Origin of the sequence: Modestobacter sp. VKM Ac-2978 (genome assembly GCF_026968025.1) — a bacterium.
In the GTDB taxonomy this organism is placed as follows: Bacteria; Actinomycetota; Actinomycetes; order Mycobacteriales; family Geodermatophilaceae; genus Modestobacter.
Genome location: NZ_JAPVBP010000005.1, coordinates 270,828 through 284,950 on the forward strand (window position 1 = coordinate 270,828; position 14,123 = coordinate 284,950).

General features: G+C 72.1%; 13 protein-coding genes. 12 read left to right on the top strand and 1 reads right to left on the bottom strand.

The window, feature by feature from the left end; translation table 11 throughout:
• Nucleotides 1–70: 70 nt before the first annotated feature.
• From O2W53_RS14425 to O2W53_RS14445, 5 genes are read left to right on the top strand one after another with little or no spacing between them, the layout of a single operon-like run.
• Nucleotides 71–1,309 carry an FAD-dependent oxidoreductase gene (locus O2W53_RS14425; RefSeq protein ID WP_269163738.1) on the top strand — a complete coding sequence of 413 codons (1,239 nt, stop codon included), beginning with the start codon at nucleotides 71–73 and terminating at the stop codon, nucleotides 1,307–1,309.
• Nucleotides 1,306–2,145, top strand: coding sequence for an NAD-dependent epimerase/dehydratase family protein (locus O2W53_RS14430; RefSeq protein ID WP_269163739.1), 840 nt, complete (start codon nucleotides 1,306–1,308; stop codon nucleotides 2,143–2,145). The genes O2W53_RS14425 and O2W53_RS14430 overlap by 4 nt, the downstream gene beginning before the upstream one ends.
• Before the next feature lie 58 nt (nucleotides 2,146–2,203).
• Nucleotides 2,204–3,013, top strand: coding sequence for an ABC transporter ATP-binding protein (locus O2W53_RS14435; RefSeq protein ID WP_269163740.1), 810 nt, complete (start codon nucleotides 2,204–2,206; stop codon nucleotides 3,011–3,013).
• Nucleotides 3,010–3,906 carry an ABC transporter permease gene (locus O2W53_RS14440; RefSeq protein ID WP_269163741.1) on the top strand — a complete coding sequence of 299 codons (897 nt, stop codon included), beginning with the start codon at nucleotides 3,010–3,012 and terminating at the stop codon, nucleotides 3,904–3,906. The genes O2W53_RS14435 and O2W53_RS14440 overlap by 4 nt, the downstream gene beginning before the upstream one ends.
• On the top strand, nucleotides 3,903–4,925 hold the full coding sequence (locus tag O2W53_RS14445) for an ABC transporter substrate-binding protein (protein WP_269163742.1): 1,023 nt from the start codon (nucleotides 3,903–3,905) through the stop codon (nucleotides 4,923–4,925). Before O2W53_RS14440 ends, O2W53_RS14445 begins: the two co-directional genes overlap by 4 nt.
• A gap of 92 nt (nucleotides 4,926–5,017) precedes the next feature.
• On the opposite strand, the gene O2W53_RS14450 is transcribed toward O2W53_RS14445, so the two are convergent.
• Nucleotides 5,018–6,229: a M20 metallopeptidase family protein gene (locus O2W53_RS14450; protein WP_269163743.1), complete on the bottom strand. Its 1,212-nt coding sequence runs from the start codon at nucleotides 6,227–6,229 to the stop codon at nucleotides 5,018–5,020.
• 90 nt (nucleotides 6,230–6,319) lie between these two features.
• On the opposite strand from O2W53_RS14450, the gene O2W53_RS14455 reads away from it, so the two are divergent.
• From O2W53_RS14455 to O2W53_RS14485, 7 genes are all read left to right on the top strand, one after another.
• A complete protein-coding gene (locus O2W53_RS14455) occupies nucleotides 6,320–7,342 on the top strand; it encodes an Lrp/AsnC family transcriptional regulator (RefSeq protein WP_269163744.1) in 1,023 nt (340 codons plus the stop codon).
• Nucleotides 7,343–7,478: 136 nt separating this feature from the next.
• On the top strand, nucleotides 7,479–8,522 hold the full coding sequence (locus O2W53_RS14460; RefSeq protein ID WP_269163745.1) for an ABC transporter ATP-binding protein: 1,044 nt from the start codon (nucleotides 7,479–7,481) through the stop codon (nucleotides 8,520–8,522).
• Nucleotides 8,519–9,571: an ABC transporter ATP-binding protein gene (locus O2W53_RS14465; RefSeq protein ID WP_269163746.1), complete on the top strand. Its 1,053-nt coding sequence runs from the start codon at nucleotides 8,519–8,521 to the stop codon at nucleotides 9,569–9,571. Before O2W53_RS14460 ends, O2W53_RS14465 begins: the two co-directional genes overlap by 4 nt.
• A 91-nt stretch (nucleotides 9,572–9,662) precedes the next feature.
• On the top strand, nucleotides 9,663–11,255 hold the full coding sequence (locus O2W53_RS14470; protein ID WP_269163747.1) for an ABC transporter substrate-binding protein: 1,593 nt from the start codon (nucleotides 9,663–9,665) through the stop codon (nucleotides 11,253–11,255).
• Between the two features lie 94 nt (nucleotides 11,256–11,349).
• Nucleotides 11,350–12,276 (top strand): ABC transporter permease, encoded by a 927-nt coding sequence (locus O2W53_RS14475; protein WP_036337105.1) that lies wholly within the window; start codon nucleotides 11,350–11,352, stop codon nucleotides 12,274–12,276.
• Between the two features lie 30 nt (nucleotides 12,277–12,306).
• Complete coding sequence (locus O2W53_RS14480; protein ID WP_269163748.1) at nucleotides 12,307–13,152, top strand: ABC transporter permease; 846 nt, start codon at nucleotides 12,307–12,309, stop codon at nucleotides 13,150–13,152.
• Nucleotides 13,149–14,120 (top strand): threonine/serine dehydratase, encoded by a 972-nt coding sequence (locus O2W53_RS14485; protein WP_269163749.1) that lies wholly within the window; start codon nucleotides 13,149–13,151, stop codon nucleotides 14,118–14,120. Before O2W53_RS14480 ends, O2W53_RS14485 begins: the two co-directional genes overlap by 4 nt.
• Nucleotides 14,121–14,123 lie beyond the last annotated feature (3 nt).

Genomic DNA, 14,123 nt, shown 5'->3' on the forward strand with positions numbered 1-14,123 from the left:
GGAGCGAGGAGCGCGCGAGCGCCCGAGCGCGCCGGCCGCCGAGCGCACCAACCCGGACGAGAGGCGAGACGTGGACTTCGACGTGGTTGTGGTCGGCGGAGGAGCGGCCGGCATCGGCGCCGCCGTCAGTGCAGCCGATGCCGGCGCGACGGTCTGCCTGATCGAGCAGTACGGCTTCCTCGGTGGCGCGGCCACCGCCAGCTCGGTGCTGACGCACTGCGGCTTCTTCGACCAGACCCGCACCCAGGTGGTCGGCGGCGTGGGCCAGCAGGTGCTCGACCGGCTGGAAGCCCGTGACCTGTACCAGACCGAGACCTTCCCGGCGACGGGCAACACCGTCGTCCTGCTGGACCTGGAGACCACCAAGAGCGTCTACGACGACCTGGTCACCGACGCCGGTGTCACGCTGCTGCTGCACAGCCGGGTCATCGCCGCGTCGGTGGCGGGCGGGCGGGTCACCGACGTGACCATCGACCACCGGGGTGGCCGCGAGACGATCACCGGTCGCTCCTTCGTCGACTGCAGCGGCGACGGCGTGCTGCTGGTCGCCGCCGGCGCCGGGGTGCAGGTCTCCGACGTCGCCGCTCGGCAGGCCAGCACCCTGGTGATGCGGGTGGGCGGCGTGGCCGAGGACGCCGACCTCTCCGCGGGCGCGCTGAGCACCGCGGTGCTCGCCTACCGGGAACGGAGCGGCGCGCAGCTGGCACGGGAGAGCGGCGTCGCCGTCCGGATGCCGCTGTCCCGGGAGGTCATGCTCCTGCTGGCCGACCAGCACCGCGACGTCCTCGACGTCCACGAGATCACCGCCGCCGAGACCAACGCCCGTCGGCTGAGCTGGCAGTACCTGCACGCCTTCCAGCAGGGCCTGACCGGCTGGCAGGACAGCTACCTGGCTGCCACCGGCCCGCAGATCGGCATCCGCGAGTCCCGCCGGCTGGCCGGTGTGGAGACCGTCGTCGCCGACGACGTGACCTCCGGGCGACGCCGCCCCGAGGACGGCGTCGCCCGGTGCGGATGGCCGATGGAGGACCACGCCACCCCGGGCCTCACCGTCTACGGCGGGATCAAGGACAAGGGCTGGTACGACATCCCCTACGGCGCGCTGTGCTCGGCGGACACCGACAACCTCTGGGCCGGGGGGCGGCTGGTCAGCTCCGACCCGCGGGCCTACTCCTCGCTGCGGGTCATGGGAACCTCGTTCGCCACCGGGCAGGCCTGCGGGGCCGCTGCCGTGGTGCACGCCGACCTGGACCGGCACGACACCGCCGCCGTCCGGGAGCTCCTCACCAAGCAGGGAGCGCTGCTGTGAGCGCCCCGCTGCGGATCGCCGTGACCGGCGCCGCCGGCAGCCTGGCCACCGACGTCCTCCCCGGTCTGCTCGAGCTGGGGCACGCGCTGGTCTGCATCGACCTGCGGCTGCCCGCGGAGCCACTGTCCGGGTGCACCTGGGTGCGCGCCGAGGTCACCGACCGGGACCAGCTCGCCGCGGCGATGGCCGGCTGCGACGCCGTCGTCCACCTCGCCGGCATCCCACTGGAGTACGACTGGCCGGCCCTGCTCAGTGCCAACGTCGACGGCACCCAGGCGGTGCTGGAGACCGCCCGCCGGCTCGGCATCGGCAAGGCCGTGCTCGCCAGCTCCATCCACGCGGCGGGCTTCGTGCCGGTGCCGCCGGCCGGCGTGATGGTGCCTGACGACGTCCCGGTGCGCCCGAACACCTTCTACGGGGTGACCAAGGCGGCGGTCGAGGCGCTCGGCAGCCTCTATGCCGACCGGTACGGCCTGGACGTGGTCTGCCTGCGGATCGCCTCCCGCACCGACCGGCCCAGGGACTCCCGGATGCTCAGCACGTGGCTCTCGCCGGCCGACGCCGTTCGGCTGCTCGCCGCATCCCTCGCCCCGAGCACCACCGGTTTCCGCATCGTGTGGGGGGTCTCGGCCAACACCCGCGGCTACCTCTCCCCGGCGGGGGGCCAGGCCATCGGCTTCCAGCCCCGGGACGACGCCGAACCGTACGCCGCCGACGTCCTCGCCTCTCCCGGCGCGGACGAGGAGTGGAACCGGAACTCCATCGGCGGGGTGTTCAGCTCGCCCGCGCCGCCCACGTTCACCCCTCCCGGCGCGCCCGTGGACGGCGGCCGATGACGGGCGGCGGAACGGGCCAGGCACCATCACCCCGCCAGACCCGCACAGAGGAGCAGTCATGACCCAGACGACGACGACGTCGGCCGACGTCGGCCGCCCCGCGTTCACCACCCGTGGCGTCTCCAAGGCGTTCGTGGGCCGACACGGCAACGTCCACGCGCTCAGCGACATCAACCTGGAGTTCCGTACCGGCTCCTTCACCTGCATCGTCGGTCCGTCCGGCTGCGGGAAGTCCACGCTGTTGCGGATCCTCGGCGGGCTGGAGACGCCGACCTCCGGTGAGGTGACCGACCACCTCGAGGCCGGCGCGGTGCCCAAGTCGGCCTTCGTCTTCCAGGAGCACGGTGTGTTCCCGTGGCTCAACGTGCTGCAGAACGTGGCCTTCGGCGAGCACATGGCCAACGTCGGCAAGAAGGAGCGCGAAGGGCACGCCCGGCACTGGATCGCCGAGGTGGGCCTGACCGGCTTCGAGCAGGCCTACCCGCACCAGCTCTCCGGCGGCATGCGCCAGCGCATCGCCATCGCCCGGGCCTTCGCCACGGGTTCACCCTCGCTGCTGATGGACGAGCCGCTCGGCGCGCTGGACGCGCAGACCCGGATGCTCATGCAGGAGCTGCTGGTGCGGCTGTGGGAGGCCGAGCGCAAGACCGTCGTGCTCGTCACCCACGCGATCGAGGAGGCCCTGCTGCTGGGCGACCAGATCGTGATGATGTCGGCCCGCCCCGGGCGGGTGAAGGAGGTCATCGACGTCCCGTTCAGCCGGCCGCGGGACGTCGCCATCGAGGGCACCTCGGAGTTCGCCCAGGCCCGGCAGTCCATCTGGGAGTCGCTCCGCGACGAGGTCCAGCTCTCTGTGAGGTACGCATGACCACCACCACGCCCCGTCCCGTCGGCGCCTCCGCGGTGGCCGACCCGAACGCCGCGGGAGCCGCCGAGCTCGACCGGGCGATGCAGCGGGACTTCCGCCGGGAACGGCGGCTCAAGGCCCGCGACCTGCTGCTGGCGGTGCTCACGCCGATCGCCCTGCTGCTGCTCTGGGAGGTCGCCGCCCGCACCGGTGTCCTGGACGCGCGGCTGTTCACGCCGCCGACCCAGATCGCCCAGCGCGGCTGGGAGATGCTGCTCAGCGGTGAGCTGTGGACGCACACCGTCGCCACGGTCGGCCGGCTGGTCACCGGGTTGGTGCTGGGCTCGGTGTTCGGTGTCATCGCCGGCCTGCTGATGGGCGTCTGGCGCCCGCTGCGCGCCGCCCTCGGCCCGACGTTCACCGCGCTCTACGCGCTGCCCAAGATCGCGATCCTGCCGCTGCTGCTGCTGATCTTCGGGCTCACCGAGACGCCGAAGGTCCTGTCGGTCGCGATCTCGGTGTTCTTCGTCGTCCAGATCAACACCCTCGCCGGCATCGTCCAGATCGACGCGCGGATCATCGAGGCCGCCCGTGCCTACCGGGCCAGCGGCTGGAAGTTGTTCCGGTACGTCCTGCTGCCCGGTGCGCTGCCCAGCATCATGACCGGCCTGCGCGTCTCGGCGGGCATGGCGGTCATCGTCATCACCGCCGTCGAGTTCGTCGCGTCCAACGACGGCCTGGGCTACCTGATCTGGAACTCCTGGCAGCTCTTCCAGCCGGAGAAGATGTTCGTCGGCCTCATCGCCGTCTCCCTCCTCGGTGCGATCGCCACCGGTCTGATCATCCTGCTCGAGAAGGCGCTGCTCCCCTGGAAGCACGCTGGCGGGTCCAAGAGAAAGGCAACGAAGCCATGAGGAACACCAAGCTGCTCGCGCTCACCGCGACCGTCGGGATCGCGCTGACCGCCTGCTCGTCGGGGGAGGCCGACACCGACACCGATGCCGCGGCCGGCGGCGAGGGTGGTGAGCTGCAGACGGTCGACGTCGGGTACGTGCAGCTGCCGATCTTCGCTCCGCTGTACGTCGCCGACGCCAAGGGCTACTTCGCCGACGAGGGCATCGACATCAACCTGCAGACGGTGAAGTCGGGTCAGGACGCCGTGCCGCTGGCGTCGGCCGGCCAGCTCGACGTCGTCGCCGCCGGCTTCTCGGCCGGCATGTTCTCCGCCATCCAGAGCGGCCTGAACGTCAAGGTCGTGGGCTCGATGGGCGTCTCGGACGGAAGCGCGGAGTCGCCCACCGACCTCGTCGCCGCCACCTCGCTCGTCGAGTCCGGCGAGGTCACCGACGCCGGCGACCTGGCCGGCCGGGAGATCGGCGCGGCCGGCGGTGCGGGCGGCACCGGTGCCTACCTGCTGGCCCTGGCGCTGGAGGAGGAGGGGCTGTCGCTCGGGGACGTCAACCTGGTCAACCTCGGCAACCCGGACATGCCGACCGCCGTGGCCAACGGCAGCATCGCTGCCGGCCTGATCAGTGCCCCGTTCTCCACGATGGCCATCGAGGACGGCACCGGCACGTCGCTGTGGGTGCCGCCGTCGGGCACCTCGGGCACCGGCGTGATCTACGGCGAGGAGTTCGCCGAGTCCGACCTGGCCCAGCCGTTCTTCGACGCGCTCGCCCGCGCCGCCAAGGACCTCCAGGGCGAGGACCGGTACTCCGAGGAGAACCTCGGGATCATCGGGGAGGCGACCGGGCAGACCGCCGAGGAGGTCGCTGCCGTGCCGCTCTACACCTGGCTGCCCGACCTGGCCCCGCTGCCCGACCAGCTCACCGCCATGGAGCGGATCTGGATGGAGGGCGGCGCGCTGGAGTACGAGGAGGCGCTGCCGGAGAGCGACTACATCGACGCCTCGTTCGCCGAGGCCGCCGAGTAGCAGCGGTCGGCCGGAGGAGCGCCGGCCGACCACGACGTACGCCCCGCCCCGGGGTCGATCCGGGGCGGGGCGTAGGTCTGTCTGCGGGCCGGTCAGGCGGCGGCGTCGCGCTCCAGTGCCCGCATCGCCAGCTCGGCGTGCAGCAGAGCGCCGTCGGCGAGCACCTCGTCGCTGAACTGCGCCCGCGGGCTGTGGTTGTTCGGGGCGTCGGCGTGGTCCTCGCCCACGGCGGCGCCCAGGAACAGGTAGCAGCCGGGCACCTCCGCCAGCACCCGGGAGAAGTCCTCGGACCCCGACTGCGGGAACAGCTTCGGCGCGTACCGCTCCTCGCCGAAGACCTCCTGCGCCACCCCGGCCGCGAACGCCGTGTGCGCCGGGTCGTTGACCGTCACCGGGTACTCCTCCAGGTACAGCGCCTCGGCCTCCAGCCCGTAGCCGGCCGCGACCGACTCGCACAGCCGCACGGAGGCGATCCGCATCCGCTCCCGGGCCTCGGCCGAGAAGGTGCGCACGGTCGCCTGGAAGGTCGCCTCGTCGGGGATGATGTTGCGCTTCGTGCCGGCGGAGAACAGCCCGACGGTGAGCACCACCGGGTCGAAGACGTCGAACTGGCGGGTGATCATCGTCTGCAGGTCACCGATCAGCTGCGCGGCCACCGAGATCGGGTCGCGCGCCAGGTGCGGGGCCGAGCCGTGGCCGCCGCTGCCGCGCACGGTCACCCGCAGCTCGTCGCTGGCCGCCATCAGCGTGCCCGGGCGGGTGGTGAACTCCCCGCGGGGGTTCATCGCCGACATCACGTGCATCCCGTAGGCGGAGGTGACCCGGGACCCGGCGGCGTCCAGCACGCCCTCGCGGAGCATGTACCCGGCGCCGTCCCAGCCCTCCTCGCCCGGCTGGAACATCAGGACGACGTCGCCGGCGAGGGACTCCCGGTGCGCACTCAGCAGCCGTGCGGCGCCGACCAGCATCGCGGTGTGCAGGTCGTGCCCGCAGGCGTGCATCGTGCCGTCGACCTGGCTGGTGAACTCCACCCCGGTCTGCTCCTGCACGGGGAGGGCGTCCATGTCACCGCGCAGCAGCACCGCCGGGCCGGGCCGGCCGCCGCGCAGCACCGCCGTCACCGAGGTGAGCGCGGTGCCCGTGCTGACCTCCAGGCCCAGGCCGTCGAGGGCGGTCAGCACGGTCTCCTGGGTCCAGGGCAGCTGCAGCCCCACCTCGGGCCGCCGGTGCAGCGCGTGCCGCAACTGGACCAGTTCGTCCTGCATCGCTCGGGCGTCCTCGCGCAGCGCGCTTGACCGGATCACGTGCCCTCCTCGGATCGGTGGGCGGGACGTTAGGAGTTCGGCAGGTTCTCCGACAGGATTTGCAGTCATCCGTCACGAGAGGCGCCTGAAGTGACTCGATCGGTTGTGCTGGACGAGGACGACCTCGCCCTCGTCGAGGCGTTGCAGCGTGACCCGCGCGCCCCGTGGACGGAGGTGGCGGCGATGGTCGGCACCAACGCGGTCACCGCGTCCCGGCGGTGGGACCGGTTGCGCGCAGCCGGCGCCGCCTGGGTCACCGGCACGCCCGGCCCGGGGTCGCACCACGCCCAGGTGCTGGCCTACGTCGACGTGACCTGCCTGCCGAGTGAGAAGACCCGGGTCGCCAACGAGCTGGCCGGCGACGCCCACGCCCTGTCGGTGGACATCACCGCCGGTGGCCGGGACCTGATGCTGACCGTGGCCGCGGTCGACCTGCCCACCCTGGGCCGCTACCTGCTGGAGCGGCTGGACCGGGTGCCCGGGGTCACCGGCACCCGGGCGCGGATCGCCACCCGGCTCTACGCCGAGGGCAGCACCTGGCGGCTGGGCGTGCTGTCCTCGGCCGGGGCCAGTGGCGGGCCGCCGCAGCTGATCCGCCCCACCGTGCTCGACGAGGTCGACCGGGAGCTGATGTCGGCGCTGGGGGAGGACGGCCGGGCGTCCTACGCCGCCCTCGCCGCGGCGACCGGGATCAGCCAGCCGACCGCGCGCCGCCGGGTGGACCGCTTGATCAGCTCCGGCGCGGTGCTGCTGCGCACCGAGGTGGCCGCGCCGCTGGCCGGGCTGCCGGTGATGGTCGTGCTGTCGGCCGACGCCCCGGCCGGGCGGCTGGACGACGCCGCGGCCCGGCTGGGCCGGCTGCGCCAGGTGCGGCTGTCGACGACGCTGGCCGGCACGCCGAGCCTGCTCGTGGTGGCCTGGCTGGCCTCGCTGGAGGAGGTGCACCGCTTCGAGCAGGAGCTCTCCCACGTGGTGCCCGACGTCGTCGTGGTGGACCGGCTGGTGGTGCTGCGGGCGGTCAAGCGGATGGGCCACCTGCTCGACGTCGAGGGGCGCGCGACCGGCACGGTGCGGATGGACGTCTGGTCCGATCCGGTGGCCGGTGAGCAGTAGGCTGCCCCCTTCGGCACACAGAGTGTGAGGCCAGTCACACGGAACGCATGGACTCACCGTCGTGACATGACCGTCACCCAAACCCGGTCGCAGTGATCTAGCTTTCAGCCACTGATCGGTCGAGGAGGCGCTGTTTGTGAGCAGTCCTGTTCTCTCCGTCCGGGGCCTGACGACGGAATTCGTCACCCCCGCCGGCGTCGTGAAGGCCGTCAACGACGTCAGCTGGGACCTGTTCCCCGGCGAGACCCTCGGCGTCGTCGGCGAGTCCGGCTCCGGCAAGAGCGTCACCGCGATGTCGATCCTCGGCCTGATCCAGAGCCCCCCGGGGCGGATCACCGGCGGGGAGATCCTCTTCGAGGGTCGCGACCTGCTGACCATGCCGACCAAGGAGCTGCGGCGGCTGCGCGGCAGCGAGATCGGGATGATCTTCCAGGACCCGATGACCAGCCTCAACCCGGTGCTGACCGTCGGGGCCCAGATCTCCGAGGCGCTCCGGCTGCACGACAAGAAGCTGAGCAAGGACGCCGCCCGCACCCGGGCGGTCGAGCTGCTGACGATGGTCGGCGTCCCCAACCCCGAGGGCCGCTTCGACCAGTACCCGCACGAGCACTCGGGCGGGATGCGGCAGCGGGCGATGATCGCGATGGCGATCGCCAACGACCCGAAGGTGCTCATCGCCGACGAGCCCACCACCGCCCTGGACGTGACGATCCAGGCCCAGGTGCTCGACGTGCTGAAGACGGCGAAGGAACGCACCAACGCCGCCACCATCCTCATCACCCACGACCTCGGCCTGATCGCCGAGCACGCCGACCGGGTGGTGGTGATGTACGGCGGCAAGGTGGTCGAGGTCGCCGACGTCTTCTCGATCTTCGCCGCGCCGCGGCACCCGTACACGCTCGGCCTGATGAGCAGCCTGCCCCGGCTGGACGTCGACCTGGCCCGGCTGGACCCCATCCCGGGGGCCCCGCCGAACCTGATCGACCTCCCTCCCGGCTGCTCCTTCCACCCGCGCTGCCGGGTGTCCAAGGGCCGTGAGCGGTGCCGCACCGAGGTGCCACCGCTCTACGACACCGGCAACGGCGCGCGCGCCGCCTGCCACTTCTCCGAGGAGGTCCCTGCCGAGATGGCCGTCGTGTCCCGTGAGATGGGTGCCCGGCTGGGGAGCGGCGGCGCATGAGCTCCGTGGCCACGCCGACCGGCGCCTCCCAGGACCTGCACACCCGCGCCGCGCACGGCACCGAGATCCTCCGGGTCACCGACCTCAAGACGCACTTCCCGATCCGCGGCGGGGTCACCCGGCGGCAGGTCGGCACGGTCTACGCGGTCGACGGGGTGAGCTTCACGCTGACCGCGGGGGAGACCCTCGGCCTGGTCGGGGAGTCCGGCTGCGGGAAGACCACCACCGGCCGCACCCTGGTCAAGCTGCTGGAGCCGACGTCGGGCTCGGTGCACTTCAAGGGCGTGGACATCACCGGCTTCGGCCGGGCCCAGATGAAGGCCGTCCGCCGGGAGATGCAGTTCGTCTTCCAGGACCCCTACACCTCGCTGAACCCGCGGATGACGGTGCGCGGCATCGTCGCCGAGCCGCTGCAGATCCACGGCCTGGCCTCCGGCAGCGAGCTGCGCGCCAAGGTCGACGACCTGCTGGAGTCCGTCGGGCTCAGCGCCGAGCAGGCCAGCCGGTACCCGCACGAGTTCTCCGGCGGGCAGCGGCAGCGCATCGGCATCGCCCGGGCGTTGGCGCTGGACCCCCAGGTCCTGGTGCTCGACGAGCCGGTCTCGGCCCTCGACGTCTCGATCCAGGCCCAGGTGGTCAACCTGCTCCAGGAACTGCAGGACCGGCTCGGCCTGGCCTACGTCTTCATCGCCCACGACCTGTCGGTGGTGCGGCACATCTCCACCCGGGTCGCGGTGATGTACCTGGGCAAGATCGTCGAGATCGGCGACCGGGCCGACATCTACGCCCGCCCCACGCACCCGTACACGCAGGCGCTGCTGTCGGCGGTGCCGATCCCGGACCCGACCAAGCGCGGCAGCCGGGAACGGATGATCCTCACCGGCGACGTGCCCAGCCCGGCGAACCCGCCGTCGGGCTGCAACTTCCGGACCCGGTGCCCCAAGGCCCAGCAGATCTGCGCCGAGGAGGAGCCGGCGCTGATCGACCGCGCCGGTTCCGGCCACCCCAGCGCCTGCCACTTCGCCGAGGTCAAGCCGGTGATCGCGTGACCGGTCCCGCCTCCCCACCAGCCCCGTCGTCGCCGACGACACCGTCCCACCGTCCGTCCCGTTGCGTGTCACCTCGTCAGAGCGGAAGCCGATGAACACGACCCGAGCACGTCGCAGCCCCTCCCGGATCAGGTCCCTGGCCGCCGCCGCGGCGCTGGGCCTGCTGCTCAGCGCCTGCAGCGTCAGCGACCCGGAAGCGCCCGCGGCCGACGGGGAGGGTGGGGACGCCACCTTCTCCATCGCCGTGGGCATCGACCCCGACACGTTCGACCCGGCCGGGCAGACCACGACGACCGTGTCCAACATGGTCGACTACGTCGTCGAGACGCTGGTGGAGATCGACGACGAGGGAGAGATCGCCGGGGTCCTCGCCGAGTCCTACGAGGTCTCCGAGGACGGCCTGACGCTCACCTTCCAGCTGCGTGAGGGCGTCACGTTCCAGGACGGGACGCCGTTCGACGCCGAGGCCGTCGTCTACAACCTCGAGCGGATCACCGACCCGGAGCTGACCGTGCCGCAGGGCGCGGCGTTCGCGGCGTTCGAGTCGGCCACCGCCGTCGACGAGAACACCGTCGAGGTCAGCCTCAGCCAGCCCTCGCCCGGCTTCGTCAGCGCCCTGTCGGCGACGGTCGCCGGGATCATCTCCCCGACCTCGGTCGACGCGGAGGGCAACAGCTACCAGGAGTACACCCGGCCGGTCGGGACCGGGCCGTACGAGTTCGGCGAGTACACCGCCGGGGAGAGCCTCACCGTCACCAAGTACGACGACTATTGGGGCGAGGAGCCCTACTACGAGACCGTCGTCTTCCGGGTGGTCCCCGAGGCGGCGACCCGGGAGAGCCTGCTGCTGGCCGGCCAGGTCGACATGATCATCCTGCCGCCGGTCTCGGACATCGAGGCGCTGCAGGCCAACGAGGACGTCGAGGTGCTGCTCGCCGAGAGCGACCGCACCATCTTCATCGCGCTGGACAACACCGACCCGGTGATGCAGGACCCCCGGGTGCGCCAGGCGCTGAACTACGCGGTCGACAAGCAGGCGATCATCGACAACGTCCTCTTCGGCGCCGCCGAGGTGCTGGACGCACCGATGGCCCCGAGCCTGTTCGGCTACTGCGAGACCGGCTCCTACGAGTACGACCCGGAGCAGGCGCGGCAGCTGCTGGAGGAGGCCGGCGCGGTCGGGGCGAGCATCGAGCTGCTCACCCCCAGCGGCCGCTACGTGCAGGACGCCCAGGCGGCCGAGGCCATCGCCGGCTACCTGCGCGAGGCCGGGCTGGACGTCTCCGTCTCCACCAGTGACTTCCCGTCGTTCCTGGCCCGGGTGAACGCACCGGTCACGGAGAACACGCCGGAGGCGCACCTGCTCGGCTGGGCCCCGGCCTACCTGGACGCCGACTTCCAGATGCAGATGTTCCGCCAGGCGACCCACCCGCCGGCCGGTCTGGGGACGTCGTTCTACACCAACCCCGAGGTCGAGGCGCTGCTCGCCCAGGCGGACGTGGAGACCGACCGGGACACCCGTGAGCAGCTGTACTGCGACGCCTCGCAGATCATCTGGGACGACGCCCCGTGGATCTTCCTCTGGACCCAGTCGTTCCCGATCGTCTACGACGCGGACATCACCGGTGTGAGCGCCACCCCGGTCGAGAAGTTCGACGCCATGTACGCCCGGCCGGCGAACTGACCACCATCGGACGGCCGCCCCTGCCTGCGGGCAGGGGCGGCCATCGCCCGGCGGTGCACGCGAGCCGCCGGTCCGGGTACGGGAGAGGACGGGGATGAAGGGCACCGCGGCGCACATCGTGCGCACCCTGCTGCTGTCGTTGATCACCCTGTTCGGGGTGTCGATCCTGATCTTCCTGATGCTGCGCGTGCTGCCCGGCGACCCCGCGCGGGTGCTGGCCGGGCTGAACGCCAGCGAGGACCAGGTCGCCCGGCTCCGGGCGGAGCTGGGGCTCGACCAGTCGCTGTTGACGCAGTACTGGTCGTTCATCACCGGCGTGCTGACCGGTGACCTGGGCACCTCGGCGCGCACCTCGGCACCGGTGTCCAGCGAGATCGCGGTCCGGCTGCCGGCGACGCTGATCTTGGCGGTCGTGGCGACGATCATCGGCACCATCGCCGGGGTCACCGCCGGGGTGGTGGCCGCCGTCCGCCGCAACTCGATCGTCGACCACGTGATCTCCAGCGTGGCGATGATGGGCGTGTCCATGCCGGTCTACTGGCTGGGCCTGCTGCTCATCCTGCTCTTCGCGGTCACCCTCGGCTGGCTGCCGGCCGCCGGCAGCGGGGAGCCGCTGAGCATCGTGCTGCCGGCGGTGACGCTGGCGGCCTTCTCCACGGCGCTGATCTCCCGGATGACCCGGGCCAGCATGCTCGAGGTGCTCGGTCAGGACTACGTCCGCACCGCCGAGGCCAAGGGCGCCCCGCCGACCACGGTGATCATCCGGCACGGGCTGCGCAACGCCTTCATCCCGATCCTGACGGTCATCAGCCTGCAGTTCGGCGCCCTGCTCGGCGGCGCGGTGTTGACCGAGACGGTGTTCGGCTGGCCCGGCATCGGGCGGCTGCTCGTCGACTCGATCGGTGCCCGCGACTTCGCCGTCGTCCAGGGGATCGTCCTGGTCTACGCCGCGGCGTTCATCCTGCTCAACGTGATCGTCGACGTGCTCTACGTCGTCGTCGACCCGCGGATCCGGTACTGACGATGGGAGCCACGGCATGAGGGCCGCGTCATGAGGGCATGGGGTCGCTTCCGGCACCACACGCCGGCGATGATCGGGCTGGGCATCATCGTCACGTTCGTCGTGCTGGCGATCTTCGCCCCGCTGATCTCGCCGTACGACCCGAATGCGCAGAACCTGTCGGTCGCCATCCAGGGGCCGTCGGCCGAGCACTGGCTGGGCACCGACCAGCTGGGCCGGGACATCGCCACCCGGCTGATGTTCGGCGCCCGCATCTCGCTGCTGATCGGCGTCCTGGCCGTCTCGATCGGCCTGGTCATCGGCGTCCCGCTGGGGATGATCGCCGGCTACTACGGCGGCTGGGCCGACCTGGCGATCTCCCGGTTCGCCGACATGATGTTCGCCTTCACCTCCATCCTGCTGGCCCTCACGCTGGTCGCCGTCCTGGGGGTCAGCCTGCAGAACGTGATCATCGCGGTCGGGATCAGCGTGATCCCGGTGATCATCCGGCTGGTGCGCTCCTCGGTGCTCAGCCTGCGCGAGGAGCCCTACGTCGAGGCGGCCCGGGCGCTGGGTGCCAGCAACCTGCGGATCATCACCCGGCACGTGTTCCGCAACTCCCTGACCCCCGTGCTGGTGCACGGCACGCTCAGCATCGGGGTGAGCATCCTGCTCGCCGCCGGCCTGGGCTTCCTCGGGCTGGGCGTGCAGTCACCCACTGCCGAGTGGGGCACGATGCTGGGGGAGGGGCGGCAGTTCATCTTCAGCGCCCCGCACCTCACCACGTTCCCCGGGATCGCGATCTTCCTGGCCATCCTCGCGTTCAACCTGCTCGGCGACGGCCTGCGCGACGCCCTGGACCCGCGGATGCGGACCGTCGACGGGCCGGCCGGGTGACCGCCGACCTGGGCACGGCTCCGCTCGTCACCCTGGACGACGTCCGGGCGGCGGCGGCGCGGCTCACCGACCGGGTGCACCGCACCCCGGTGCTCCGCTCCACCAGCCTCGGTGAGCTGTGGGGGGTGCGGGTGGACCTCAAGGCCGAGGTGTTCCAGCGGACCGGCAGCTTCAAGGCCCGCGGGGCGCTGAACAAGGTGCTGTCGCTGCCTCCCGACGAGCGCGCCCGCGGGGTGATCACGCTGTCCGCGGGCAACGCCGGGGCCGCGGTCGCCTACGCGGCCGCCAGTGTCGGGGTGCCCGGCACGGTGGTCATGCCGGCGACCGCGGTGCCGGCGAAGATCGCCGCCTGCCGCGGGTACGGGGCCGACGTCGTCCTCACCGACGGCGACCTGCTGGAGACCTATGCCGCCACCGTCGCCGAGACCGGCCGGGTGCCGGTGCACCCGTTCGACGACCCCGCGGTCGTCGCCGGCACCGGCACCGTCGGCCTGGAGATCGCCGAGGACGTGCCCGACGCCGAGGTGGTGCTGGTGCCGGTCGGCGGGGGCGGGCTGATCTCCGGGGTCGCCGCGGCGCTGGCCCGGTTGGCGCCGGGGGTCCGGGTGATCGGCGTGGAGCCGGAGACCGCCGACGTGATGACCCGCAGCCTGGCCGCCGGGGGGCCGGTGCGACTCCCCACCGCCCGGAGCGTCGCCGACGGCCTGGCCGCGCCGATGAGCGGGCAGGTCACCGTCGACCACGTGCAGGCCTTCGTCGAGCAGGTGGTGACGGTCAGCGACGAGGACATCCTGCGGGCGCTGCCGCTGGCGGTCTCCCGCACCAAGCTGCTGCTGGAGCCCTCGGCCGCCGCCCCGCTGGCGGTGCTGATGACCGGTGTCCTCGACCTGCCCCCGGGCACCCGGGTCGTCTCGATCGCCAGCGGCGGCAACGTCGACCTGACCCTGTTCGGCCGCCTGACCACCTGACCG

Excerpts from the sequence above, each read along its gene's own strand:
- O2W53_RS14435 (WP_269163740.1), top strand. The coding sequence starts at position 2,204 with ATGACCCAGACGACGACGACGTCGGCCGACGTCGGCCGCCCCGCGTTC.
- O2W53_RS14440 (WP_269163741.1), top strand. The coding sequence starts at position 3,010 with ATGACCACCACCACGCCCCGTCCCGTCGGCGCCTCCGCGGTGGCCGAC.
- O2W53_RS14445 (WP_269163742.1), top strand. The coding sequence starts at position 3,903 with ATGAGGAACACCAAGCTGCTCGCGCTCACCGCGACCGTCGGGATCGCG.
- O2W53_RS14465 (WP_269163746.1), top strand. The coding sequence starts at position 8,519 with ATGAGCTCCGTGGCCACGCCGACCGGCGCCTCCCAGGACCTGCACACC.
- O2W53_RS14470 (WP_269163747.1), top strand. The coding sequence starts at position 9,663 with ATGAACACGACCCGAGCACGTCGCAGCCCCTCCCGGATCAGGTCCCTG.
- O2W53_RS14475 (WP_036337105.1), top strand. The coding sequence starts at position 11,350 with ATGAAGGGCACCGCGGCGCACATCGTGCGCACCCTGCTGCTGTCGTTG.
- O2W53_RS14480 (WP_269163748.1), top strand. The coding sequence starts at position 12,307 with ATGAGGGCATGGGGTCGCTTCCGGCACCACACGCCGGCGATGATCGGG.